Annotated in this window: 17 protein-coding genes and 2 pseudogenes; 10 read left to right on the top strand and 9 right to left on the bottom strand. The window is 58.8% G+C overall.

Annotated elements, in window-relative coordinates:
* The 7 genes from ACWGS8_RS34255 to ACWGS8_RS34285 all read right to left on the bottom strand — a co-directional run bounded on the left by ACWGS8_RS34255 (position 1) and on the right by ACWGS8_RS34285 (position 6,849).
* Positions 1-1,032 (bottom strand): histone deacetylase family protein, encoded by a 1,032-nt coding sequence (locus ACWGS8_RS34255; protein WP_454585064.1) that lies wholly within the window; start codon positions 1,030-1,032, stop codon positions 1-3.
* An 86-nt stretch (positions 1,033-1,118) separates the two neighbouring features.
* The gene (locus tag ACWGS8_RS34260; protein ID WP_454585065.1) at positions 1,119-1,496 is read right to left on the bottom strand and encodes a hypothetical protein; all 378 of its coding nucleotides are present in this window, start codon (positions 1,494-1,496) and stop codon (positions 1,119-1,121) included.
* Between the two features lie 107 nt (positions 1,497-1,603).
* Positions 1,604-2,533 carry a 3-keto-5-aminohexanoate cleavage protein gene (locus ACWGS8_RS34265; RefSeq protein WP_454585066.1) on the bottom strand — a complete coding sequence of 310 codons (930 nt, stop codon included), beginning with the start codon at positions 2,531-2,533 and terminating at the stop codon, positions 1,604-1,606.
* A 5-nt stretch (positions 2,534-2,538) separates the two neighbouring features.
* Positions 2,539-3,918: an aminotransferase family protein gene (locus ACWGS8_RS34270; RefSeq protein ID WP_454585085.1), complete on the bottom strand. Its 1,380-nt coding sequence runs from the start codon at positions 3,916-3,918 to the stop codon at positions 2,539-2,541.
* Positions 3,919-3,987: 69 nt separating this feature from the next.
* Positions 3,988-5,265 carry a KamA family radical SAM protein gene (locus ACWGS8_RS34275; protein ID WP_454585067.1) on the bottom strand — a complete coding sequence of 426 codons (1,278 nt, stop codon included), beginning with the start codon at positions 5,263-5,265 and terminating at the stop codon, positions 3,988-3,990.
* The gene (locus ACWGS8_RS34280; protein WP_454585068.1) at positions 5,262-5,393 is read right to left on the bottom strand and encodes a hypothetical protein; all 132 of its coding nucleotides are present in this window, start codon (positions 5,391-5,393) and stop codon (positions 5,262-5,264) included. The genes ACWGS8_RS34275 and ACWGS8_RS34280 overlap by 4 nt, the downstream gene beginning before the upstream one ends.
* A gap of 601 nt (positions 5,394-5,994) precedes the next feature.
* The gene (locus ACWGS8_RS34285) at positions 5,995-6,849 is read right to left on the bottom strand and encodes an IclR family transcriptional regulator (RefSeq protein ID WP_454585069.1); all 855 of its coding nucleotides are present in this window, start codon (positions 6,847-6,849) and stop codon (positions 5,995-5,997) included.
* Positions 6,850-7,051: 202 nt separating this feature from the next.
* Between ACWGS8_RS34285 and ACWGS8_RS34290 the strand changes: the two genes are divergently transcribed.
* Genes ACWGS8_RS34290 through ACWGS8_RS34310 form a run of 5 tightly spaced genes read left to right on the top strand, consistent with a single transcriptional unit; the run spans position 7,052 to position 13,405 of the window.
* Positions 7,052-8,677 carry an amidohydrolase family protein gene (locus tag ACWGS8_RS34290; protein ID WP_454585070.1) on the top strand — a complete coding sequence of 542 codons (1,626 nt, stop codon included), beginning with the start codon at positions 7,052-7,054 and terminating at the stop codon, positions 8,675-8,677.
* The gene (locus tag ACWGS8_RS34295; protein ID WP_454585071.1) at positions 8,674-9,651 is read left to right on the top strand and encodes a CobW family GTP-binding protein; all 978 of its coding nucleotides are present in this window, start codon (positions 8,674-8,676) and stop codon (positions 9,649-9,651) included. Before ACWGS8_RS34290 ends, ACWGS8_RS34295 begins: the two co-directional genes overlap by 4 nt.
* Before the next feature lie 12 nt (positions 9,652-9,663).
* A complete protein-coding gene (locus ACWGS8_RS34300; protein ID WP_454585072.1) occupies positions 9,664-10,620 on the top strand; it encodes an ABC transporter permease in 957 nt (318 codons plus the stop codon).
* Positions 10,621-10,634: 14 nt separating this feature from the next.
* Positions 10,635-11,774 carry an ABC transporter permease gene (locus ACWGS8_RS34305; RefSeq protein WP_454585073.1) on the top strand — a complete coding sequence of 380 codons (1,140 nt, stop codon included), beginning with the start codon at positions 10,635-10,637 and terminating at the stop codon, positions 11,772-11,774.
* Positions 11,771-13,405, top strand: coding sequence for an ABC transporter ATP-binding protein (locus ACWGS8_RS34310; protein ID WP_454585074.1), 1,635 nt, complete (start codon positions 11,771-11,773; stop codon positions 13,403-13,405). The genes ACWGS8_RS34305 and ACWGS8_RS34310 overlap by 4 nt, the downstream gene beginning before the upstream one ends.
* Before the next feature lie 174 nt (positions 13,406-13,579).
* Here ACWGS8_RS34310 and ACWGS8_RS34315 read toward each other — a convergent pair.
* A pseudogene (locus ACWGS8_RS34315) lies at positions 13,580-13,792 on the bottom strand (IS481 family transposase); the annotation flags it as partial.
* A 108-nt stretch (positions 13,793-13,900) separates the two neighbouring features.
* Between ACWGS8_RS34315 and ACWGS8_RS34320 the strand changes: the two are divergent.
* The 4 genes and pseudogenes from ACWGS8_RS34320 to ACWGS8_RS34335 form a co-directional block, all read left to right on the top strand.
* A pseudogene (locus tag ACWGS8_RS34320) lies at positions 13,901-14,853 on the top strand (IS110 family transposase); the annotation flags it as partial.
* Between the two features lie 864 nt (positions 14,854-15,717).
* Positions 15,718-17,301 (top strand): ABC transporter substrate-binding protein, encoded by a 1,584-nt coding sequence (locus tag ACWGS8_RS34325; protein ID WP_454585075.1) that lies wholly within the window; start codon positions 15,718-15,720, stop codon positions 17,299-17,301.
* A gap of 1,239 nt (positions 17,302-18,540) precedes the next feature.
* Positions 18,541-18,798, top strand: a complete 258-nt coding sequence (locus ACWGS8_RS34330; protein WP_454585076.1) for a hypothetical protein — start codon at positions 18,541-18,543, stop codon at positions 18,796-18,798.
* Between the two features lie 1,102 nt (positions 18,799-19,900).
* Complete coding sequence (locus ACWGS8_RS34335; RefSeq protein WP_454585077.1) at positions 19,901-21,208, top strand: NAD(P)/FAD-dependent oxidoreductase; 1,308 nt, start codon at positions 19,901-19,903, stop codon at positions 21,206-21,208.
* Between the two features lie 6 nt (positions 21,209-21,214).
* Here the strand turns inward: ACWGS8_RS34335 and ACWGS8_RS34340 are convergent, their stop codons facing one another.
* Positions 21,215-22,000, bottom strand: a complete 786-nt coding sequence (locus ACWGS8_RS34340; protein WP_454585078.1) for an IclR family transcriptional regulator — start codon at positions 21,998-22,000, stop codon at positions 21,215-21,217.
* A 1,059-nt stretch (positions 22,001-23,059) separates the two neighbouring features.
* Between ACWGS8_RS34340 and ACWGS8_RS34345 the strand changes: the two genes are divergently transcribed.
* On the top strand, positions 23,060-24,004 hold the full coding sequence (locus ACWGS8_RS34345; RefSeq protein ID WP_454585079.1) for a 3-hydroxyacyl-CoA dehydrogenase family protein: 945 nt from the start codon (positions 23,060-23,062) through the stop codon (positions 24,002-24,004).
* Positions 24,005-24,475 lie beyond the last annotated feature (471 nt).

The raw sequence follows: 24,475 nt of genomic DNA on the forward strand, positions 1-24,475 counted from the left end.
CTAGCAGTGTAGTTTGCCGCCGAAGGCGGTCAGGAAGGCGGTGAGGTTGTCGCCGAGCGCGCCGCAAAGATAGCCGCCTTCCTGGACGATGACCGTTGGCAGGCCAAGCCCGGCGATGGCCTCGCCGATGCGCGAGAATCCTGATGTCGTCACCGACAGTCCGCCTAACGGATCGCCCTCGAAGGCGTCGAGACCGAGCGCCACGACCAGCGCCTCGGGCGCGAAGGCGCGAATCCGCCGGAGGGCAGTTGCAAGCGCTTCCAAAAATGCCGTGTCGCCGGATTTGTGCGGCAGCGGCAGGTTGAGGTTGTAACCGAGGCCGGCGCCTTCACCGCGCTCGTTGGCGTAACCCCAGAAAAATGGGTAGAAGCGCACCGGGTCGGCATGCAGCGAGACGGTGAGCACATCAAGTCGCGCATAAAAAATGCCTTGCGTCCCGTTGCCGTGATGCAGGTCGACATCGAGGATCGCCACGCGGGATGCCTGCCTGCGCAGCACCTGTGCCGCGATGGCTGAGTTGTTGATGAAGCAGAAGCCGCCGGCGACATCGGCAAAGGCGTGGTGCCCGGGCGGGCGGCTCAGTGCATAGGCGGCCGGCGCGCCTGCCATCACGGTTTCCGCCGCCTCGACCGCGCTCCAGGCGCTCCACAGTGCACTTTGCCATGTCTCGCCTGAGATCGGGCAAGCGGTGTCGGCCATGTGATAGCCGGCCTGGCCGACGGCGGACGCCGGATACGAGCCGTTGCGGGCGATCGGGTGGATGTTGGGGATCACCTCCGCCGAGGCCCCCTCGATACGTTGCCAGCGGGCGAAGATATGCTCGAGAAAATCGAGATATTCAGGTGTGTGCACGGCGGCGATCGGCCTAAGACCATGATTCTTTGGCCGCTCAACGGTCAAACCGGCTGATGATGCCCCGACTAATAATCTCTCGACCCGTGCCGGCGTTTCCGGGTGGGGCTGGGCTGAGCCCCTGGAGAGGAAAGTCTTTGGGTCGTGGCGCCTCTGTTCCTTCGCAAAAAAGGCTTTCATCGTCATGTCTCCGGTGCTTTGGCAAAGGCGAACAATGCTTCGCCGACGAACTTTCGCACTTGGTCGACCAGCAATGGCCAAGTTTTTCATAAACGGCCTTGGGGGTCATTGTGGTGTCGACGGTAGACCGCCATTCTGGCGCGACGCGACGCAGCAGGCGCTCGCCAGCCGCGAGAGCGGCTTTCGACATAGCGGTCCTGCACAAAGAGCCGCCTCATCCGGGTGGAGAAGATCGGGAAATGCAGGCACGGCCCAGCGAATTCGCCATCGACATCGGCGATCAGGGTTGAGAGGGCAGCCTTGTCGCCAAAGCCGTAGCGGCTGAGGTCGTCGGGCCTTGAGGTGATTTCCTGACGCGCGCCGCTGTGGGTGCCGAGCCACAGAAGCACGGCGTGGATGATTTCGACGTGGTCGATGATGTCGGGGCGGAAGAGGATTTTGGACGGCTTGCTGACGACAGGCACGGTTTCCGGGCACCCCCCTCTGTTCTGCCGGACATCTCTCCCCCTTGCGGAGAGATGTCCGGCAGAACAGAGGGGGGTGGAAAGGATCGCAAGCATCTCAGAATCCCTCAGAACGCTACGCGCTCGCCACCCTTCAGCGCCAGCATCTCACGAGCATCTGCTGGTGTGGCAACCTCCAGTGACAGGCCATCCAGCACGCTGCGGATGCGCCGGACCTGGTCGGCATTGGACTTGGCCAGTTGCCGCCCGTCATAGAGACCGTCCTCAAGCCCGACGCACACATTGCCTCCCATTGCCGCCGCAATCACGATCATCGGCATCTGGTGGCTGCCGGCGGCGAGCACCGAAAACTGAAAGCTGTCGCCGAACAATTTGTCGGCGATGTGCTTCATGTGGACAAGATTGTCCGGATCGGCGCCGATGCCGCCTAGGATGCCCAGCACGAACTGGATGAACAGCGGCCCCGACACCAGCCCCCGGTCGAGAACATACGCCAGGGAATAGAGATGGCCGATATCGTGGCATTCGAACTCGAAGCGCGTGCCGGAGCCTTTGCTGAGCTTCTTTATTATCGACTCCATATCGGCGTATCTGTTTTTCAAATTCCTGTCGCACCTAGCTTCAAGCAGGTTCGGCTCCCATTCGTGCTCCCATTCACGTGGCCGTTCTAGGGTCGGGAAGGGCGCGAAATTCATCGAGCCCACATTGAGCGAGCACATTTCGGGCTCCGCCCGAAACGGCGCCGCCAACCGCTGGTCCAGTGTCATCAGCGAGGAGCCGCCGGTGGTGATGTTGATCACGGCGTCAGTCGCCTGCTTGATGCGCGGCAGGAACTGCATGAACACATCGGGATCGGCGGTCGGCCGCCCGTCTTTTGGGTCGCGGGCATGCAGATGCAGGATCGAGGCACCGGCCTCGGCCGCGGCGATGGCGTCCGCGGCAATCTGGTCCGGCGCCACCGGCAGATAGGGCGACATCGACGGCGTATGCACCGAGCCGGTGACGGCGCAAGTGATGATGACTTTACGCGGTGCCATTTGCTCTACCCCCGGTCTTCGACCGGCAGGTCGAGCTCGGAGGCGAGCGCCTCCAGCGAGTCGCCGATGATGGAGATGATCTCGCCGACCTGCTCGCTGGTGACGATCATCGGCGGCGCCACCATGAAGTTGTCGCCGTCGACGCCGCCCTTGACCCTGCGGCCATAGATGATCAGCCCTCGTTCATAGGCGAGGTCGAGCAGACGCTGCGTCGCCTTCTTGCCTTGGTCGATTGGTCTCAGTGTATCGGGATCGGCGACCATTTCGGCGCCTGTAAGTAGCCCCTTGCCGCGCACATCGGCGATGAACGGGAAGCGCTTCGCCAGCCCCTGCAGCCCGTCCATCAGCACGTCGCCCGTGGCGGCAGCTTTGGCGATCAGGTCGAGCCGGTCCATTTCGCCCAGCACCGCAAGCCCGGCGGCGCAGGCGAGCGGATTGCCGGCATAGGTGTGGCCATGCTGGAAACCGCCTGACGCGAGCAGCGGCTCGACCAGTCGCATCGGCGCCGCCAGCGCGCCGAGTGGCGCATAGCCTGAACCCAGCCCCTTCGACAGCGCGACGATATCAGGCCTGCAGTTCCAGTGGTCGCCGCCGAGGAATTTGCCGGTGCGGCCAGCACCGCTCATCACCTCGTCATGGATCAGCAGGATGCCGTAGCGGTCGCAGATCTCGCGGATGCGCGCATAATAGCTGTCGGGCGCCACCAGGGCCGCGGTTGCCGCGCCGCCGATCGGCTCCATGATGAAGGCGACGACGCTTTCAGGACCTTCGGCGAGGATCTTTTCCTCCAGCATGTCGGCGTAGCGGACGCCACGCTGCTCCATCGAGAGATTGTCGCGGTCGCGCCAGGCGGTCGGTGCCGGCACGGTCGGCATCACCCGCATCATCGGTGTGAAAGTTTCGGCCAGCGCGTCGTCGCCGGTGATCGAAAGCGAACCGAGCGTCCCGCCATGATAGGAAGGAAAGCGGGTGATCACCTTCCAGCGGCTGGCCTGGCCGGTGGAGACGGCCCATTGCCGCGCCAGCTTGATGCAGGATTCCGTCGCTTCGGAGCCGCCGGAGACGAAGAAGATGCGGTCCATGCCTTCCGGAAGCTTGCCGGCAAGCTCACGCGCCAGCTCTTCGGCTGGCTCGTTCTCGAAATGCAGCCGGTAGGCGAAGGTGGCGCGATCCATCTGGCGCTTCATCGCATCGAGCACATTGCGGTTGGAATGGCCGATATTGGCGACCATCGGGCCGCTCGATCCGTCGATGAAACGGCGGCCATCCTGCGTCCACATGTAGATACCTTCGGCACGGTCGATCAGCGGCCGGCGCAGGCTGGATAGGTAGAACAAATGCGACGGTGGCTGTGCTACAGCATCAGGCGATAAATTTGCTTCCAGTTTCCTGGAGCCGCCCTCCCCAAACTCGAGTTTCGCGACATCTCTTTTGCATGACGCAGAGTCGCTCATTCAAACCGCCATCGCTTTTGTTCGGGCGGCCTCAACCGCATTGCTCAGTATGCGATTTGCTCGCTGGGGCTCTAACCACGCCGCCTGCGCATCTGAAGGTAGGGACTGCAAAGGATCCGGATATATGAACAGCTGGTCCGGACGGACAGATGGCGACCGGTACACAGCAATCCCTGTCCAATTGTCATAATGCTCGAAGCTGTGGACGTCACGCTTTCCACCGCCTCCTGGCGTGTCGACAACGAACAACGGAGTATTATAGCCAGCCGTGATCCCACGTAAGGCCTTTTCTATCTCACATGCTGTTCTTATCGAGCACCGCATGTGCTCGATTCCGTCGACAAGATCACACGTATACACGTAGTAAGGCTGGATATGCATATTTGAAAGTGATTTGACAAGCTGTTTCATAACCTCGGTATCATCATTGACACCAGCCAGCAGAACCGACTGATTACGCATCCTTATTCCCCGCTTGAAGAGAAGCTCTGCAGCGGCAATCGTGTAGTCGGTGATTTCTCCAGGATGGTTGAAGTGGGTGTGAAATGAAATCTCTACGCCCTGATTCCGGCCGGCATCGCTAATGGTGACAAGAGCATCAGTCCACTCATGATCGCTTGTGATTTTCATAGGCAGTACAGCAAGGCCTTTCGTCGCGAAACGGATGCGGCGAATTGAGGGGATGGATAGAAGGCCCATGCCGACCGCCAAAAGTCGGGAAGGTTTTAGGCAAAAGCAATCACCTCCCGAAACCACTACATCAACGATGACGGGGGTCGCACGAAGATATGCCAGAGTAGTATCCCATCGGCTCTGGAATGGCGCCGCCCTTTTCTTCGCGACCGATTCGGTGTCTAGGCCCACGCGGTAACTGCGGGTACAAAAACGACAATAGACTGGGCAGCGATCCGTAGCGAGTAAAAGTGCCTTGTCTTGATAACGATGCACCAGTCCATCTACAGGCGAACTGTCTCGTTCATGTAATGAATCCATTTTTAACAATGGGTGAGACGGAATAATTTCGCTTCCGACGGGAATGAATTGCTTGCGGATGGGGTCTTGGAGAAAGTTCGACCAATCGATCAGGTTCAGCACATAAGGCGTGATCCGCATCGCCATCGGCGCGTGCGCGAGGCCGAACTCAATGTCTCGCAATAGGTTGCCGTCGACGGCGTCCCCCATCCATTCTCGGATCTGGTCAATGCGAGTAAGAGCATGACGCACTTGCCATGCAGCATCAGCGAACTCGCGTCTCATCTCACGCGCAATACGGCTCATTTGAACTTCGCCTTAGCCGAAAACAGGAAAGAAGCTGACCGTTGTGGATGGCGCCGCCGGCAATCAGCTGTTGCTGCGAGCGTCTCCGAGTTGACGGAGCCAACAGGATAGTCGATGAGCGTGGTCATGAACGGTTCTTCCCAGTCGGTAACGCGCTTGCGGATACTCGCCGCATGAACCGTGCCAAGGGACCAATCCTTTAAAACTCATATCGTGGCGCTAACATTGCCATTCGCATGTCCGACTTGGTCGGACATGCGACAATGACCAACGCGGGGATTCTCCGTCGCTTCGGAGGAATTCAATTCGCAATCTAGCGCGGACGCGGGTGAGTGGCCGAACTAACGGGAACTTCGCTACCGCGTGGATGTAGGATCCTTGGCTGGCTGGTGACAGATTGCGGATTGTCATGTCATCGATCATCTGCCGGCGAAGACTCTCCCATTCATTGCTCCTGTTCTCAAGATTGCGCTTCAACAGCCGCAATCTTTCAACAGAAGCTTTATCCGCAAACCCGCGCACCAAATGCCGCGTCAGCGGCTTCGTTCAATCCTGATTCTCAACGAGCCCTAGTTGCTCGCACAGCTAAAAAATGTTCCAGATGAATGCGTCTCGATGAATTCGAAACTATACCTACGGTATTCCGCGCAAAGTCGCGACGCCCAAAGCGATCGGCGCATCGTGTGACCGCGGTTGGTTTCAGCCAGGTTCCTGACTCTCGCTTGTAGCTTACAACCTTTTCTTCCCGTTTGGAGTGAATACGTTTGCGAACTCGGCAGCCGTATGCTGCAACTTCGTTACCAATAAGGACAGCGGCTGGCCTCCCATTCTCTCGGCCGGCCCCGTCATTCCCAGCGCGTAGATCGGAGCTTGCCCTTCCATCAGAACGATAGGGCACGCGATCGTAAATAAGCCCCGCACCTGCTCGCCGTTCTCGACTGCATAACCTTGCTCGCGGATCCGTTGGTACTCCTGCTCCAGCTTCGCTCTATCAATGATGGTATGAGGCGTGAGACTCTTCAATTCCGTCTGCAAGATCGCCTCGCGCAGACTCGATTCCTGCATGGCGGTTAACAGCTTGCCTGTTGCCGTGGCGTGCGGAGGTAGGATGTGGCCGGGAGTGACGTAGACGCCTACACTTGCATCTGGGGATTCCATAACCAAAGACCGCACGGTCGCTCCATAAAGCCGTACGATAAAGCAAGTTTCTCCGCTCTCCTCTGCGAGAGACTTGAGCAGGCGCCTGCTAGCGAGCTCAATCCATGCGGTGTCTGACTGCAGGATCTGAGATAGTCTGCGTCCAAGAACGAACGAGCCACGCCGTTTTCCAGGTTCCAAAAGGTCGCTTGCAGCCAGCGCCGAGAGGAGGCGATTGACCGTTGTCCTCGGCAGAGCGAGCATGGTTTCAAGATCACGTGTGGTCAACCCGTCGGGCGCGCTGATGACCGTTTCCAAGACCGTGACATAGCGCTCCAAAGGTCCGGATTTCGGCTCGGGTGTCTTGCTAACGGGCAAAGTTGGTGATCCCTTCTTTGATATAGTCGCAGCGCGACGAGTTACACCGGATTCAAGGTCTCCGGTCAAGGAGGCGCAGCCTGAACGTGACCTCTGCTGGAAATCCCGTGTAAGGCGAATCTAAACCAACGCAATGGAGGTGTCCGTAACCATCCGCTGTATGATCTCAGTCTTATGGACCGCCACCCCCCCTTGACTCCCGCGTGGCCGCGGTAATAAATCCAGAAAACGGTCGTAATACCCGAAAAACGGGAGCGGGAGCTACAATCCAATGTCCAATTTGATTCTTCCCCCTCCCGGAACCCCGGCCGGCGACGAAGAGATAGTGCTAATGACCGCTCGCGGAATGCCCGCGCTTGCGCCGGCCCGCAGCCGCGACCACGGCGTGGGACCTTTTCCTCGAATGGTCCTTCGCGGGGCCACGGTCATCGACGGCACCGGAGCTCCTCCAATGGGGCCGATTGACATCGTGGTTGAGAACGGGCGCATAACCCAGATCGTCAGTGTCGGCTTTCCAAGGTTGCCGATCAACCCCGAACGTCGCCCGCCGCAGGGGGATTTCGAGATTGACTGCCATGGGAAATGGGTAACGCCAGGATTCGTCGACTCCCACGTCCACATAGGCAATTATCTTCACGCGGCCAACGGCGAGCAGGCGCCGGTCGAATACGTCTACAAACTGTGGTTGGCGCATGGCATCACGACCGTCCGCGATATGTCATCGTCGAACGGGCTGGGCTGGACGCTCCAGCAGAAAGCTGCATCCGAAGCCAACGAGATCACTGCGCCCCGGATCATGGCCTACGCGATGTTTCCTTCGAGTGATGAGTCCCTGAACATCATTCACACGCCGGAAGAAGGCCGCGCCTGGTTGCGGGCCATCGCCGAAAGAGGCGCAGACGGCGTCAAGTTCTACGGCGCCTCGCCGGCGATCTTCAAAGCCGCTCTGGAAGAATCGAAGGCGCTAGGCCTCCGATCCGGCTGCCATCACCCGCAAATGGCTCTTTCCAGGTTGAACGCACTGACAACCGCAAGCTGGGGGCTTACAAGCACGGAACATTTTTACGGTGTTCCTGAAGCGATGTTCGAGCGAACGAGCCTTCAGCCTTACCCGGCCAACTACGATTTTATGGACGAATACCTAAGGTACAATAGTAGCAGCCAGAACTTCATTCACGCGGCTGAGCCGGGCAGCGCGAAATGGAACGAAACGCTCGACCGTTTCCTCGAGCTTGACCATACGTTCGTCCCCACACTTGCCATCTTGGAGGCTAACCGGGACCTGATGCGGGCTCGGCGCGCCGATTGGCATGACAAATATACGCATAAGAACCTGTGGGACTTTTTTGAGCCGCAGCGCCAAAACCATGGTTCGTATTGGTTTCAATGGTCGACACGAAACGAGGTCGAGTGGAAGGAACATTTCCGCCGATGGTCCGCATTCGTGTATGACTATATGAAGAAAGGCGGCCGCGTTTGCCCGGCCAGTGATGCGGGATTCCTATACCAAATTTATGGCTTCTGCTTCATACGCGATCTCGAATGGTTCCAGGAAGCCGGTTTCCATCCTCTGGAAACCATTCGCGCCGCGACGATGTGCGGCGCAGAACTAATGGGACTGGCCGACGAGATCGGCACAGTCCAGGTTGGGAAGTGCGCCGACCTGCTTGTCCACCAAGAAAACCCGCTCGAAGATTTAAAATTCCTTTACGGGACGGGCGCGCTGCGCCTCAATGACGCGACAGGTCGGTCAGAATGGCGGCGTGGCCTCCAGTACACAATTCGCAACGGCGTGGTCTACGATACGGCCGAACTGCTGGTGGATGTGCGTGAGATCGTGGCGCAAAGCTGGGCCGGAGCCAACATTGACACCTTGCTCGGTCAAGACAACGTATGAGCTTCAATGCCCAACGATTCCACCCGCAAATTTTTCTGCTAACAGGCTTTCTCGGAAGCGGAAAAACTTCGATAATCCTTGACCACATACGGGATCCGGGGACCGCAAATACCGGCATCATTGTCAACGAGGTAGGTCAGATCGATGTGGATGGTGCGGTCATATCGACGGGGCGCACTGGGCTCCCAGTCGCGACACTCGATAACGGCTGCGTATGCTGTTCGCTTAATAGCGAGCTGCCCAACGCCATCTTGGCTCTGCTCGCGGAGAGGGAGGCGGTAGGAGGGCAACCTTTCGAGCGCATTATTATCGAAACAAGCGGCTTGTCGACGCCTTCTCCGATTTTGAGATCGCTCCTAAGTATTGGGATGCCTCTGCGCACAACGGTGTTATCGACCTATGATAGCGAGCAGGGGCCTGACACGACAGCTCGCTTTGAGGAAGCCGTCGCTCAGCTCGCGGCCGCGCAGACGATCGTCGTTACGAAGGTGGATCGCGCTGACCACCTCGCCTCCGGCAGGGCGAGCCAAGCCGCCGCGTATCTGAATCCGCTCGCGGCAATCGTGAACGAGCGCGACCGCACACAACGGGCGCGGCTTGCCTTTGCTGCTATCCAAATGCCATTTCGATCGAGTTTTCCCGTTGTGGCGCGCCAACAACCGAATAACTTCAAACACACCAGGGTAAAAGTTTTCCTGATCAAATTTGAAGAGCCTAAGTGGGAGCAACTTTCTGAGTGGATTGAGAATTTGGTCGGGTACTGCGGTGATCGCCTGTTGCGGACGAAGGGATTCGTCCGGGCTGAGGGGCGTCGCATCCTTATTCAGGGAGTTGGCGGGACATTTGACCCACCGCGCGAGATCGCCGAGGGTCTGGAGCGGGAGGATGGGCTGGTAATAATCACGCGCGACCTGGCCCAAGAGGACTTTTCCGCCGTAGAGCCTTCACTGAAACTACAAGTGCATGGACTTTAGAGTCGTGAGATTATGAAGAAAATTCTGCAACTGATCGCCAAACGGGTGGCCTTCGGCGCCGCGACGCTCTTCATCATCTCCCTCATCCTGTTCGTTGGGGTCGAGTTGCTACCTGGCGATGCCGCCCAATCCATACTAGGCCGGGATGCCACTCCCGAAAATGTTGCCGCTTTGCGGCAAGAGCTTGGTCTCAATGTGCCCCCCGTCGAACGTTATTTCAATTGGCTAGGCGGGGTTCTGACGGGCGATCTTGGTAAATCAGTAGTGACCCACCGCAAGATATCCGATCTCATCAGCACTCGTATTTGGAACACGCTCTTCCTAGGGGGCTTCGCCGCCGTCATCGCCGTCCCGTTTGCGCTGGGTTTCGGGATACTCGCCGCGACTCACAGGCATTCAATGTTTGACCGGGCGATCAACGTCACTGCATCGATTTCGATCTCGCTCCCTGAATACTTTCTTTGCTATCTCCTCATACTAGTCTTCAGCGCCAGGGCGGGGCTCTTCCCGGGCATCTCGAACATCCACCCCGACCTCAATTTCGGCGAACGTCTTTACCGTACGGCGCTACCAGCGTTTGCCCTCACCCTTGGGGTGTTTGGCTATATGATGCGCATGACCCGCGCAGCGATCGTCAATCTTTTGGCGCAGCCGTACATCCAAATGGCGCAGCTCAAAGGCGCGACGCCGAGTGGCGTAATCGTGCGGCACGCGCTCCCCAACGCATTCGCGCCGATCATCAACGTCGTGGCCCTCAGTCTGGCTTATCTCGTCGTTGGTGTCGTGGTGGTCGAAGTCATCTTCGTATACCCGGGCGTCGGTCAGCTTCTGGTCGACTCCGTCGCCCGCAGAGATGTTCCGGTCGTTCAGACATGCAGTATGTTCTTCGCGGTGACGTACGTTTCGCTGAACCTGATCGCCGATGTTTTGACTATTCTAACCAATCCCCGCCTTCTTCACCCGCGCTGAGTCAGAGGAGCCACATGACCGGTCTTGCAATCCGACGCAGCGTCACGGTCTGGCTCGCGATCGGCGCCACCGGACTTGTCTTTGCGGTCTTGGCGAATGCCGCCTGGGCGCAGGGGAATCGGGGCGCAATCGCTCTTGCAGTCGTCGCTTTTGGCGGAATGGCTGCGATCCTTTTAAAGGGCACGCAAAGCCGGTGTGTAGAGTTGGGAATCCTGCTTGCCTCGGTCCTCTACGGCTTCGCCGTTGCCGCTGCGCAAACCCGCTTTGCGGCATTCCCTGCCTCGGGCATCGCCGGCTTGATCGCAATCCAAGCCGTGACCTTGCTTGCCGGGAGGCAAGCGCGCCCGCTGAGATCCGCACCGGTTTCTGCCTGGATTGGCCTCATCCTCATAGCGGGGTACATCCTCGTCTGGGCGCTAGCGCCGATCCTGGCGCCCTACTCTGAATCGCAGATCGTGGGAGTTGAGTATGTACCTTGGGGACCCAACTTCCTGTTGGGCACGGACTACCTGGGCCGCGACATGCTGAGCCGGCTTCTGTATGCGACAAGGAATACGATCGCCATCGCTCTGGCCGCGACATTGATTGGATTTCTCAGCGGCACCGCCGCGGGTCTGCTTGCTGCCACGATCGGAGGCTGGGTCGACAACGCGCTCGGGCGGTTCGTGGATGTCGCAATGGCCATCCCGCAACTCATCTTCGCCTTGCTGATCCTAACGCTTACGGGTACCTCGATCACTGCGCTGATACTCGTCATCGCCTTCGGCGACGCGACGCGTGTTTTTCGCCTCGTGCGAGCGGTTTCATCAAACGTTCTTGCGCTCGATTTCGTCGAGGCGGCCCGCTTGCGCGGCGAGGGCCTCATCTGGATCATGCGGCGGGAAGTCTTGCCCAACATCAATGCGCCGCTTCTGGCTGAGTTCGGGATGCGCTTCTGCTTTGCTATCCTCTTCGTCAGCAGTTTGTCGTTTTTGGGCTTAGGCATGCAGCCTCCAACTGCCGATTGGGGCAGTATGGTTCGAGAGAATGCTGCGCTCATCGTCTACGGCGAGGTCGCACCGCTATTGCCTGCCGGGACCATTGCGGTGTTGGCGGTTGCAATCAACCTGACGGTTGACTGGTTGTTGTATCGAGCGAGTGGGCTGAAAGCATGAGCGGCGTAAGCGTACCCACCGGCCCGTTGCTCCAGATCACCGGCCTCACGGTCGAGGCAAGACAGGATCATACATGGCGCCCGGTGCTCAGCGAGTTGGATCTTACGTTGCACCGCGGCGAAGTGCTCGGTCTCATAGGGGAATCTGGCGCCGGTAAATCCACTGCCGGCCTCGCCGCGCTCGGCTATGTAAGGAACGGCAGCCGCTTCGCAGAGGGGTCGATCCGCTTCGAGGGGCGAGAGCTCGTGGGAGCACCTGAAAGGCAATTGAGGGCGCTTCGCGGTTCACGGATAGCCTACGTGGCGCAAAGCGCCGCCGCATCGTTCAATCCGGCTTGGAACCTGATCACCCAGTACATAGAAATACCGGTCAAGCGGCGGCTCAGGACAAGACATCAGGCGGAAGCGGACGCCCAAAGTATGTTTAAGACGCTACTCCTGCCCGACCCCCAAGGCATAGGGTACCGTTATCCGCACCAGGTTTCCGGCGGCCAACTGCAACGCGCTATGATTGCGATGGCAATGTCATGTCAGCCGGAGCTGATCGTCTTTGACGAACCCACGACGGCACTGGACGTGACAACACAGGTAGAGGTACTGACGGCAATCAAGCTGATTGTCGAACGGTTCGGTACCGCGGCGCTGTATATCACGCATGATCTCGCGGTCGTCACCCAGCTCGCCGATCGGATCATGGTGCTTAGGCATGGCCGCAAGGTCGAGGAAGGCGATACTCGTCAGATACTCGACGCGCCGCGAGAAACCTACACGAAAGCGCTGCTCGGCCAGAAAATCGAGCGACGGCGGTCTACCCCATCGCCTGCGGGCCAGCCGCTCCTTCGTATTGATGGCCTGAGCGCGGCCTATGCACGACGAGTAAACGTCCTTCAGAACGTCACTCTTGAGGTGGGACGCAAGCAGACGGTCGCCGTCGTTGGTGAGTCGGGCAGTGGAAAGAGTTCGCTCGCCCGTGCGATCACCGGCCTTCTGACGCCGACCCGAGGGACGATTGCGCTGGACGGAAAACTACTCCCCCCCCGCATGCACCTGCGGTCCCGCTCCGACCTGAAGCGCATCCAGATGATTTATCAATCGCCTGACACGGCACTCAATCCGAGGCAACAAATCGGGGAAGTACTGGGACGGCCGCTAGACTTCTACCTTGGCCTGCGAGGCAAAGCCCAGGAAAGATACGTAGCCAGACTGCTTGAGATGATAGACTTGGGCCAAAGCTTTGCGCGTCGGTTCCCCGAGGATTTGTCCGGCGGAGAAAAACAACGCATCTGCATCGCGCGAGCGCTGGCTGCGGAGCCAGAACTTATTATATGCGATGAAGTGACGTCTGCTCTCGATCAGCTCGTCGCTCAAGACATACTACGACTGCTTCAGCGCTTACAGCAAGAGCTCTCGGCCTCCTTCCTATTCATTACGCACGACCTGGCAACAGTAAAGGCCATCGCTGACCAGATCGTCGTCATGCAAAACGGAATGGTCGTCGATCAGGGGCCACGGGATTCCGTTTTGAAGCCGCCACTCCACTCCTATACTAACCTTCTGCTCTCCTCTGAACCAAAGCTTGACCCGAATTGGCTGACGCAACTGCTCGCGACCAGAGCACAAGGACACGGTTAGGGTTCAGCACCGAAAGCCGCCGACTTGATCCTGGTCTGCTCAACGCAATGTCAAGAGCCCCCCTGCGTCGCGGCTTTTCGCACAGGGCGGGTCTCCGACATGACTTTTCACAGTAAGCCGCTTCCCGGAAGCAATTTTCGGGAGCCCGCAAGTCCTGGCGCCGGTGCGTTACACCTAAAGATGGAGCGGATAGAGTTTGAAACGTTCCGGTTGTGAGACCCACGCCTTGCAGATGAACTCGTAGGGCGTGAGACCTTTGAGGGTCTTGGGCCTGCGATCGAAGAAGTCGGCGAGATGGGTGCGGAGTTGGTCGTGGCTCTCATAGTTGAGGCGCTTGACGGTGGCGTCCCTGATGGTCCGGTTCATTCTCTCGACCTGGCCGTTGGTCCGTAAGACCGTATGTCCGCCTCGGTCGGTGAGGTGGCTCGCCCTACACTGCGCGTCCGAGGGTTGCTCGGGCGGGCCGAGCCGATCCTCATCACAGGAGGGCGAGCCGTGGCAGATTATAGGGAAGCATTTGTCGGAATCGATGTCGCGAAACTGAAGAACGCCATCGCGGTTGCGGATGTCGGCCGGGAAGGAGAGGTTCGCTTCTTCGGCCAGGTTGATGCATCGGACATGAGTATGCCAGCGGATCGCCGCCAAGTTTGATCGGGTGTATTTCTGCTACGAGGCCGGCCCGACCGGCTATGGTCTCTATCGGCTGATCCGATCGATCGGCCATGAATGCTGGGTGGTCGCCCCATCGCTGATCCCAAGGAAGCTCGGCGACCGGGTGAAGACGAACCGCCGGGATGCTCTTTCCCTGGCCAGACTGCTGCGCGCCGGCGAACTGACGGCGGTGTGGGTTCCCGATGAAGGTCACGAGGCCATGCGGGATCTTGTCCGCGCCCGGGCAGCTGCGGTCGAGACGCTGCGCGTTCACCGGCAGCATGTGAGCGCCTTCATGCTCAAGCACGGCCGTATCTATCCGCGCAAGAAGGGCTGGACGATGCGCTATCTACGCTGGCTGCAGGAGCAGCCGTTCGATCATCCCGCGCATCAGATCGCACTCCAGGAAATGGTCGAAGCGGTGCGCGTGTCGAAAGAGCGGGTCGAGCGCCTGGAGCGTATGATAGAGGAGTTCGTTCCTGCTTGGTCACTAGCGCCGATCGTCCGGGCACTGCAGACCCTGAGGGGCGTAGACCTGATCGTTGCCGTGACATTCGCCACCGAGGTTGGCGACGTGCAGCGGTTCGAGAGTCCGCGCCAGCTCATGGGTTATCTTGGCCTTGTTCCTGGCGAACGATCGACCGGTGAGACGGTTAGACCGGGGCGGCATCACCAAGGCGGGGAACGGCCGGGTTCGCCATATGCTGGTCGAGAGCGCGTGGACCTACCGGCATCCGCCAAAAGTGGGCAAGGCGAAGCTGTACCGGTTGGAGCAAGCTTCACCGAAGGTGCGCGAGCGAAGTTTGCTCAAAGGTCCGTACTTGTTGAGCCGGTGCTGATCCAAATGCGCGAGCAACGCATCTCATGCGCGACGAGACACACTATGCCACGCCGGCGTAACAGGAGCATCGGCTAAGGCCGCGGGCTGAACTCGAGGGTGACAATGACGTGATGGGAACAGACGAGGACAGATCCTGAAAGCCTGCAGCTTAGTCGGAGCTTCGAGCTCGCTCTCTTGATCAGGTCAAGGATCAGCGGACACCATCAGGGCCAGCGGTCAGAATACCGCAGCAAAAGGCCGAGACATGACCGCGCCCGCGACCACCCCATCGCTGAAAGACAAACCCTTGATCAGCGGGCGCCGTCCAGACATGGCTATGCTATATCGCTCGACGAATCGTCTCTCTGTCGTCGAGGCGCTCCCGTGCACAACCCAGCCCATAGCGCATCCTTTGATTCGGACGATAGGATGAACCATCAAAGAGCCTGGGATCAAACATCTAATCGCGCGGGTCGATCTTTCAACAGCTCACGATGTTCTTGGGCGTAACCTTCAAATCCAAGTGGATGTCGGTCCATCTGTTCGGAATATGGACGTTTTCAACGTCGCTTGCGAGATGCGCGCGCCCCTGCACCAGACTGGTCTGTCGCGTGCCTATCCTTTGTCCTAGGGCCTGTACCTCTTCTCGGGGCGTAAATCGTTTCAAACGGAGCGAAATCTCGGTTGGTTGCTCGCGAATGGAATAGCATCCAACGTTGTCACGCTCCCACACCGCTTCGATCTTGACATTCCTGCCTCTTTGGAATTGTGTATCGGAAATAGGGACAAAGTCCCGAAAATCGGTTCGGCAGGCCGTTAACCGCGAAAGGGGAGGAATAATATGGACAAATTGCACGGGCTTGACATGGATGCGTTGCTTGGGAAGCTTGACCGGCGCTCCTTCCTGAAGGCGTCGTCCGCCTTGGGCATCGCCGCCGCAATATCGCTGCCCACTGCCAATCGCGTTTTGGCTCAGACGCCGAAAAAGGGCGGTCACTTCCGCATCGGCACGGCTGGCGGCTCTACGACGGATACCTATGACCCGGGCACCTACAACAACAGCGTCCTGCGAATGATAGCGGGCTCCGTCTGCAACTACCTCATGGAGGTCGACAGCCGAGGAGAAGCGGTTCCGGAACTCGCAGAGAGCGTTGAGACCGCCGACGGCCTCCGTTTCATCATCAAGCTCCGCAGGGGAATTGAATTCCACAATGGTAAGACATTCGGCCCCGACGATGTGATCGCTTCGTACAATCACCATCGCGGCGAGGGTTCAACCTCAGCCGTCAAAGGCCTCATGTCGCAGATTGCCGAAATAAAGGCGGACGGCCCGAGCACGGTGGTCCTCTCTCTCTCGGCTCCCAACGCCGACTTTCCCGCAATCTTGTCGGACTATCACCTGCCTATCTTCGCGGCCGCCGGCAACCGAATCGACACATCACAGATGGTCGGAACGGGAGGCTACACCATCTCATCCAACGAACCAGGCGTCCGTGCGATTCTGCAGCGCCATCCAAACTACTGGCGCGAAGGCCGAGGCAATTTCGACTCCGCCGAGATTTTGGTGGTGGCGGACGTCGTCGCTAACACAAACGCGCTCATCTCGGGGGAGGTCGACGCTATTGAAGGTTGCGATGTGAGCACCGTCAACCTGCTGGCGAAGCGCGAAGGGATCAAGATCCTCGAAGTGACCGGCAAACAGTACAATTCAATCTTGATGTTTACTGACGTCGAGCCCTTCACCGACAATAAGGTCAGGCTCGCGCTCAAACACGCTATCGACCGCGAGGCGATCGTAAAATCGGTATTGAAAGGCTATGGCAAGGTCGGGAACGACAATCCGATTACGCCTTCGTACCGGTTTTACAACGACCGGTTGGAGCAGCGACTCTACGATCCTGATAAAGCGAAATTCCTCCTGAAGCAGGCCGGCCATGACAGCCTAGATGTCGAGCTTTCGACGTCCGACGCGGCCTTCACAGGCGCGGTGGACGTTGCCGTTCTGTTCAAGGAGCAGGCTGCGGCCGCTGGCATCAACGTAAACATCAAGCGCGAGCCGGATGACGGATATTGGACGAACGTGTGGCAAAAGAAGCCGTTCATAATGGGGTCCATGCTTGGCCGCGCGACTGCCGACTGGATGTTCTCGACATCGTTCGCGTCCGACGCGGCTTGGAACGATACACATTGGAAGAACGACCGCTTTAACTTCCTTCTAAAGCAGGCCCGTTCTGAGGTGGACGATGCCAAGCGCAAGGAAATGTACTTCGAGATGCAGCAGATCGTGCACGACGAAGGTGGCACGATCGTTCATTCACTCCCCAGCCTAGTCGATGCGGTCACGGATAAGGTGCAGCATGGCCCTGTCGCTAGCAACTTGAACCTCGATGGAAACCGCTGCATCGATCGCTGGTGGTTTGCCTGAGAGCATGCGTGAGACCTTCCAAGAAAGAGGGCCCGGCGATCGCCGGGCCGTCAGCCTGCTGACACGCCCCTCTCGTCGAGGTGAGAGGCAGTTTGATGGGCGAAAAAGGAAGCGAAATGTTTTCGTCCCCTCAGCTCTCCGAAATTGGGCTGGACTATCTCCTTTGTCTCAATCAGGTCGCGGACAAGCGGCCCAGGCAGATGGCGGAAACCGTGACCTACCTGGACGCGGAGCCAAAGATATCGAGTGGCTGACCAACGTGCCAGGAGTCTTGAAGACCCATGTTGCGGATTACCCCACCAGGTCGGCCAAGTCCCCCGAGCCTGCCGCGTAGAAGCGGCCCTCAAATATCCGTAAGATCGTCGTCTAATAGCGATATTTGCAAGCGCCTTTTTAGGTGAGAGGTGTTTACCGAGAGCATGGTGTCTACGCGAATCGACATGGATCGCCGCATTGTGGTGCTTCGCGGGGCGGTCCTTTCCAATGTATGTCTCGCACGCTCCGAGCAAACTCGTGGTGCAACGGTCTTAACGGAATGGACCAGCCTCGGTCCCGGCAGGGGCGCCTCTTCACGCCATGGGCGTTACAGAGATCGAGAGTTAGGTGCTGGCTGTCGCTCTGTTGAAGAGCTCACCGGAGCGAAGCATCGCATGCATGATGACGGCGAGTTTGCGGGCGACTGGAGTGGACCCCGTTTCGCAGGACAAGCGGCGGTTGGATTTAAGCACTAAGGCGGATGAATTCGCGGGAGCGAACATGCACCTCAAACTTGCCGGCACGGAACGAGGCCGAACGTTGTCATCAATCCCGAATCTGGGTTCGCAACGTCCAGTGTCGTTCGCATGAGTTTCGTGCGAGCCGCGACCAATGTCCGAGCTCGGACTTCGCGGAAGTCGGCCACCGCATGCGGCAGGTCATCGGCCGGATCGCCTGCCGCTTTGCTCACGTGTGTCGTACGGCCGACGATCTGCTGCATCGGCTGGGCCCTCATAGCAATGTGGAACCAGTCGATTATGTGTACAGTCGGCTTCGGCATCGCCCGAGGCAACCGCTTCAGGATCTCGGCGCCGTCCAAAATCACGGTGACGTTGCGGAAGCCGCAATAGCCTTCGCGCTCCAGTGCATGAAGGGCGCGGTTTCGGATTGCGGCCTGTCGGTGCTGCCTGTGAGACCGCTGCGGCCACATCGGGCCAAGACGAGCTCGAAATTTCGTGCCGAATTGGGATCGGCGCTGCGAACATGCGCCGTATCGGTGATAATGACGAATTCATTGCGCGTATCGCCGGGAAGCCGGATTTCGAGCTGGCGGCGATCCACTGCTTGAGACACCGCCCGCCGTTCTTCTTGTGCGAGCCGGTCGTCGAGCCGCTCCCGACTCTGATCGTACGCTTGCGCACCGTCGCGTATGTCTCGGTCGGTTCAATCGGCAGAAACTCGGCAAGCACCTTCGCCGCCTTCACTGTCCCGGAGAAAGTTCGGATCCGGCGTGCCGTATAGTCCTTGATCGGCCGAAAGGCGTGGCAATCCGGGCGGTGAAAGAGGAAGTAGGTCTCGGCTTCATGGTTGACGACCGCCCCCTTGCAGCGCCGCTTGCCATCGTCGACCAACAGCCGATGTCACCGTCAAACAGGCGCTCCCAGCCGTTGTCGATCCGGACGTCTCGACATCCGGCCTCAAGCGCCGCTTGTCGGCCCGCGCGCTTGCAAAACGTCTTTCAGCCATCTCTGGGCCGACAGCGGCGAAGTTTCTGACCTGCTGAACCCTTTAGTAAAGCCTCTTCGCGACTGGCCTCCTGCAATTCATGACGGAACGTCGGTGATCTTTGCCTCGACGCCTCGATGAGTGCTCGGAGGGCGGCCGCTGGCGACATGAAATACGTTTTCGACTGCGATTTCGAAAGCCAAGCTTCAACGACGAAGCTCTCGGCGCCCTCGGACCAAAGCCAATCTGAGGCAATGAGCAAACCACCGGGCTGAGGCAATGAGCAAACCACCGGGCCTCAACACGCGAAGGATCTTTAAAGCGAGTGACCGGTTCTACGGCCTTCATGATTACCACTCTCAATGGCCGCTGCGGCGGTCGCAAACGTGCTGTCACCACAGCCGTCGAACATCCCTGATAGGTGCAGGAAAATGACTCCGAACGCAGCTCGTCGGAAGCCGGGGGTGGACAGTAGGACGGCGCGTCAAGTTGCCACCACTGCCAGCGCCCGGGGTGTTGCCGTGGTAGCTTTGCCGCGAAATCACCGAAGCAACGCTCTATCTCTTCGCGTTCCGTGTGCGTGGAAGCTTGAGCGCCGTTTCAACAGCTCACGAGCCGTCGCCTACGAAATAGGCCTGCGCCAGTCTCGGGTGAGCGCTCGGGGAGCCGCTCGGCAGCTTAGCGCCAACTAATGTCCTGAGGTCAAGATCGCTGACGTCCGACCGCTGGTACGACGGAGCACCTGGCTCGTCAGAACTCCTACGCGTAATCCCTTACCGACTGGCACGTAACCACAGCCGCGATTGACGTGACCACACATGGGAAGTATGTACCGGTAAACGGACTTTTGTACCTAAAAACGGCCTTCATTCCCTCGCACCAATAGATTGGCCATTAGATGCCTGACGTCATGACTTCTGATTTCAAATTCCAACCCTATTGGTGGGATGCTGCGGCACCAACTGCGGTTGAAGCGGGCAACCCCGATGCCGAATACGATGTCGTTGTTGTCGGCAGCGGCTATACCGGAGTCAGCGCGGCGCTCCATCTAGCGCGCGCCGGCCGCAGCGTCGCAATTTTCGATCGGCAGGACCCGGGCGCGGGCGCTTCACGCCGCAATGCGGGCTTCATCGGGAGGGTGCTCAAGAAGTCGTATTCTGATCTCTCGGCTTCAAAGGGTAGGGGCGACGCCATGGCCATCTATGCCGAACTTCACTCCGCCTACCGCTTCACGCTGGATCTCATTGAAAGCGAGGCTATCGCCTGCTTCGCTTCACGCCCGGGCCGTTTCATCGGCGCGACGTCGAAGGGGCATTTCGATGCGCTCGCAGCGGATCTCGGCAGGATGCAAGCAGAGATGGGCTTCGACTATGCGATGGTGCCAGCAGGACGCCAACGGGAAGGACTGGGCACCGATCTTTACCTAGGTGGAGCGGTGATTCCGGACAGTGGCAGCCTTCATCCAGGTCTCTACCACAAGGGCTTGCTTGATCGTGCCATGGCGGCGGGAGTCGCCGTTTTCGGCCGCGCTGAGGTGGAGGAGATCAGGGCTTTTAGCACTGGAAGCAGTGAAATCCGCACCACCAAAGGGATCGTAAAGGCACGTGACGTGGTGGTGGGCACCAATGGCTACACCACAAAGTTGGGGTGGTTCCGCCGCCGCGTTGTTCCGTTCCGTGCCTATATGGCTGCGACCGAGGAGATGCCGCGGCCGCTGTTGGAGAAGCTTATCCCCCTTGGACGGACGGTCGTCGATTCCAACACGAACATCGACTTCTTCCGTCCTGCACCGGATTCGAACCGGATCTTATTCGGTGGCGCAACTGCGGCACCGCTTGGAGGGCAAGACGAGATCGTAGGGCGCATGAAAGCGATTCTCGATCGCGTGCTACCCGACGCGCGTGATCTGAGGTTGAGCCATGCGTGGAGCGGCTATTGTGCTGGGACGTTCGATCTGATGCCGCATATGGGCAATAACGGGCGCGTCCATTACGGCATGGGCTATAATTTCTCCGGCATCACCCTGGGAACTACCTTCGGCAGGAAAATCGCCGAGCGCATTCTCGGCGAGCCCGGAGTGGACAGCATGTTCGCGACCAGCAAATTTCCGACGATGCCCTTCTATAGCGGAAGGCCATGGTTTCTCGGCCTCGTCATGCGTTACTTTGATTGGCACGACCGCCAGGTCGCGCGGCGCGGGACTTGATTGGGACTAGCCGCGCTTCTTTCGACCTAGCGAGAAGACATTGGCGAATTCAGCGGCTGTCCGCTTGATCTTTTCCTGGAGAACCGGCACAAGTTGTGACCCAATGCGTTCCGCGGGGCCTGTGATACCGAGCGCATATATCGGCGGCTGATCTGGTACCAGAATAACCGGATAGGCGATGGTAACCAGGCCGCCTATATGCTCGCCATTCTCGATAACATAGCCCTGCTTCCGTGTCTTTCGACACTCTGCCGCATGGCGCAGCAGAACGTGGCCGGATAGAACATCGACCCCGACACTTGCGTCGGGCGGTTCAATGACGATTGACTGTATTGTGGTCCCGCAAAGTCGTGCAATAAAACAAATCTCTCCAGTCTCCTCGGCGAGGGCCTTCAGAAGTCGCTTGCTGGCGAGTTCTAACCAGGCGGTGTCTGACTGGAGGATTTGCGAAAGCCTGCGGCCAAGCTTGAACGTGCCACGTCGGCCGTCCTTTTCGATCAAATCGCTGGCGGTCAGCGCGGATAGCAGTCTGTTCACCGTGGTTCTTGGGAGCCCAAGCATCACCTCGAGTTCGCGTGTATTGAGCCCATCGGGCGGACCGAGAACGGCTTCGAGGATGGCTATATACCGCTCGAGCGGACCCGATTTCGGTTCACGGTTCCTAGTCGAGGTCACGGCAAGATACCTCTTCCTTGGCTTTGATCCGCTTCTAGGAAGGATTTGCATTGCTTGGTCAACCTTATCGGGCCTCGAAGTCTCTAACGTAGCGTTAACTCTCAGCGATACGCTCATGCTCCTCCTCACTCAGCGAGGCCGGAAAGGCGGACTCTTGAAAGACCATAAAGTGGGCGGTCGAAGTCAGCGGCAGCAATTGCATTGATCTCATTTCCCATTATGTCGACGCAATAGTGAGCCTTAATGGCGCTCCTCTTGCCATTGGGTGTCTACTCCGACCTTCCATCCTGTGCGGGGTCGGAGTGAACATCAGCATCAGCTTTTCGGCGGCGCTTGACTTCGGACTCTCGACGAGGTTGCCATCAAATTTGCCGGGGACCATAGCACTATCAGCGACTTGCGTTCGTGAAGGTTCTGTAAACTTATTCGAAGAATCTTTTACAAAGTCGATGACCGGCGGTGGCACGGAGCCCTTCGATGAAATTCGGGTACAATTGTTCAACGGACGCTAGTGTCCTGATGTGCGACTATTGCCTCCGTTGTTGGAGGTACAACAGCGGCCGAGCGCAGCGGCATTCTGCGCCTCATTATCGGCGAGGTAGTCCTCGACCAGAAGCGCTTCCAGGGTCGGGTGGCCTGGTTACTCTCTCCACGGGTCCACACCTAGGGCGACTACATTGACCTGGAGCGTCTGCGCAACCGGGTGAGCGATCTCAACGCTGGGGCGCGTTCAAAAGTGAGAATCTCTGGCTTCTGAGGAAACGTTGGGGCATCCCCACCGGCAAGTCAACGAGACGAGCCAACCCGTGCCGCTGGCCATATGGAATCTACTCTGTCCAACAAAGGGGCGACCGCGCCCTGGCGGCACCCCACCATCCTCGACTACCTCGCCAGCGGCTGGATCGAAGGATCGCCAGTTCACGAAGGGGCAACCGTGGCAAATGGGACTCAGTAGATCAAATAAACACGCTGCCGGGGCGGATCAATCGCACCCAGGCGATCAAGGAAGAAGGCACATCGCATCGAACTGACCGGCGAGAGCATGCGAAAACATCGCGCAATCGCCGCGCCGTATTCCGGCTTGACCTCAAGCGATCCTCGAACCAAAAGTCAACAACGACCCAGTTGACCTCCAAAGGTGGCCGGCTTCGTCGGAATAGGCAGAGAAGGGTGGCAATGAAAGCTTCTGGTCTTGGCAGCATGGCGGTTATCGGTAACGGCGTGATCGGTCACGGAATCGCGGAGGTGTTCGCGAAGGCGGGCTGGGACGTCTGTCTCATTGGTCGCAGCCACGAGAGTCTCGAGAGAGCGCTCCAGCGGATTGGGGCGAGCCTCAACGAATTTGTACAGGCTGAATTGCTGAGCGCTTCATCCGCGAAAGCAGTGGTCGCGAAGATCCGAACTTCAACCGAGTTGCAGGCGGCGGCAGCGGCGGATTTTGTTATCGAAGCCGTTCCTGAGGATATGGAACTTAAGCTCGACATATTCTCCAAACTCGACCGGATCTGTCGTTCCGATACCGTACTCGCCACTTCCAGTGGCCATCCTGCCAGTGCCGTCGATAAACGCGTCGAACGTAAGGAGCGGGTCATCGCCGCGCATTTTTGGTATCCGCCGCAACTACTTCCGCTCGTTGAGGTTTGTGGTAGCGGTGTCACGACCCAGATAGTGATCGAGCGTACATGCTCGCTCCTTGGCGGTGTCGGAAAGACGCCCGTCGTTATCGATCGCGAAGTGGCTGGCTTCATCGGCAACCGAATCCAGTTTGCAGCCCTTCGTGAGGCTTGGTCGCTTTGGGCCGCGGGTGTTGCTTCGGCCGAAGCCATTGACTCAGTAGTCCGGCATTCGATCGGACGACGGCTTGCTGTGACCGGACCGATCGAATCAGCGGATTTGGGCGGACTTGACACGATGTATCATTTTGCTCGCTTCTTGGCACCGTCGCTCGACTCTTCGTCAGAACCACCCGAACAGGTCGAGGCTTTAGTCCGTGGTGGGCAATGTGGGGTCCGCAGCGGCAAGGGCGTCTACGATTGGACCGCACGAGACGGCTCTGCACTGTTGTCAGCACGGCGTCGTGAACTGATGCGATGGCTGCAAGTGGACCAGCAAGGCTCGTGACTCGGATAGGGCGTTCGCACTCGCGCAGCAACCATACGCCACCTAAAAGGCTCCGCCTTCGGGGAAGCAAACCTGCCGGCCTGAGCGCGACCGGGTCTGTTCAAGGCGAAGTTTGTCGCCGATGCGGCCCTGCGCGAAGTTAGGAGGAGGATGCGGTATCATGATCGCGTGCGGCCGAAGCAGCACGACGTTGGCAACCGCTCACTCAATCAACCTAACGCGCGAGTCAAATGAAAGCTGACAGCGAAAACGGTGGGAACTAGGCGCTTGAAATAGAGGGCCAGCATGGGTTTTCTTGCACGGCAAGGGCCAAGGCGTTCCTCCCAATGCCGAACCGCGCTGATCCTTGCATGCGCACTGGATTTCGAAGGAATGTGTAAGCCGCGTCCCAAGACCCCCGACCGAGCGCCCCCAGGATACGAAGCAATAGATTTCACGTCGACGACGGCAACCCGAGCACCTTGCTTCGCG

The organism is Mesorhizobium sp. 43Arga (genome assembly GCF_053714255.1).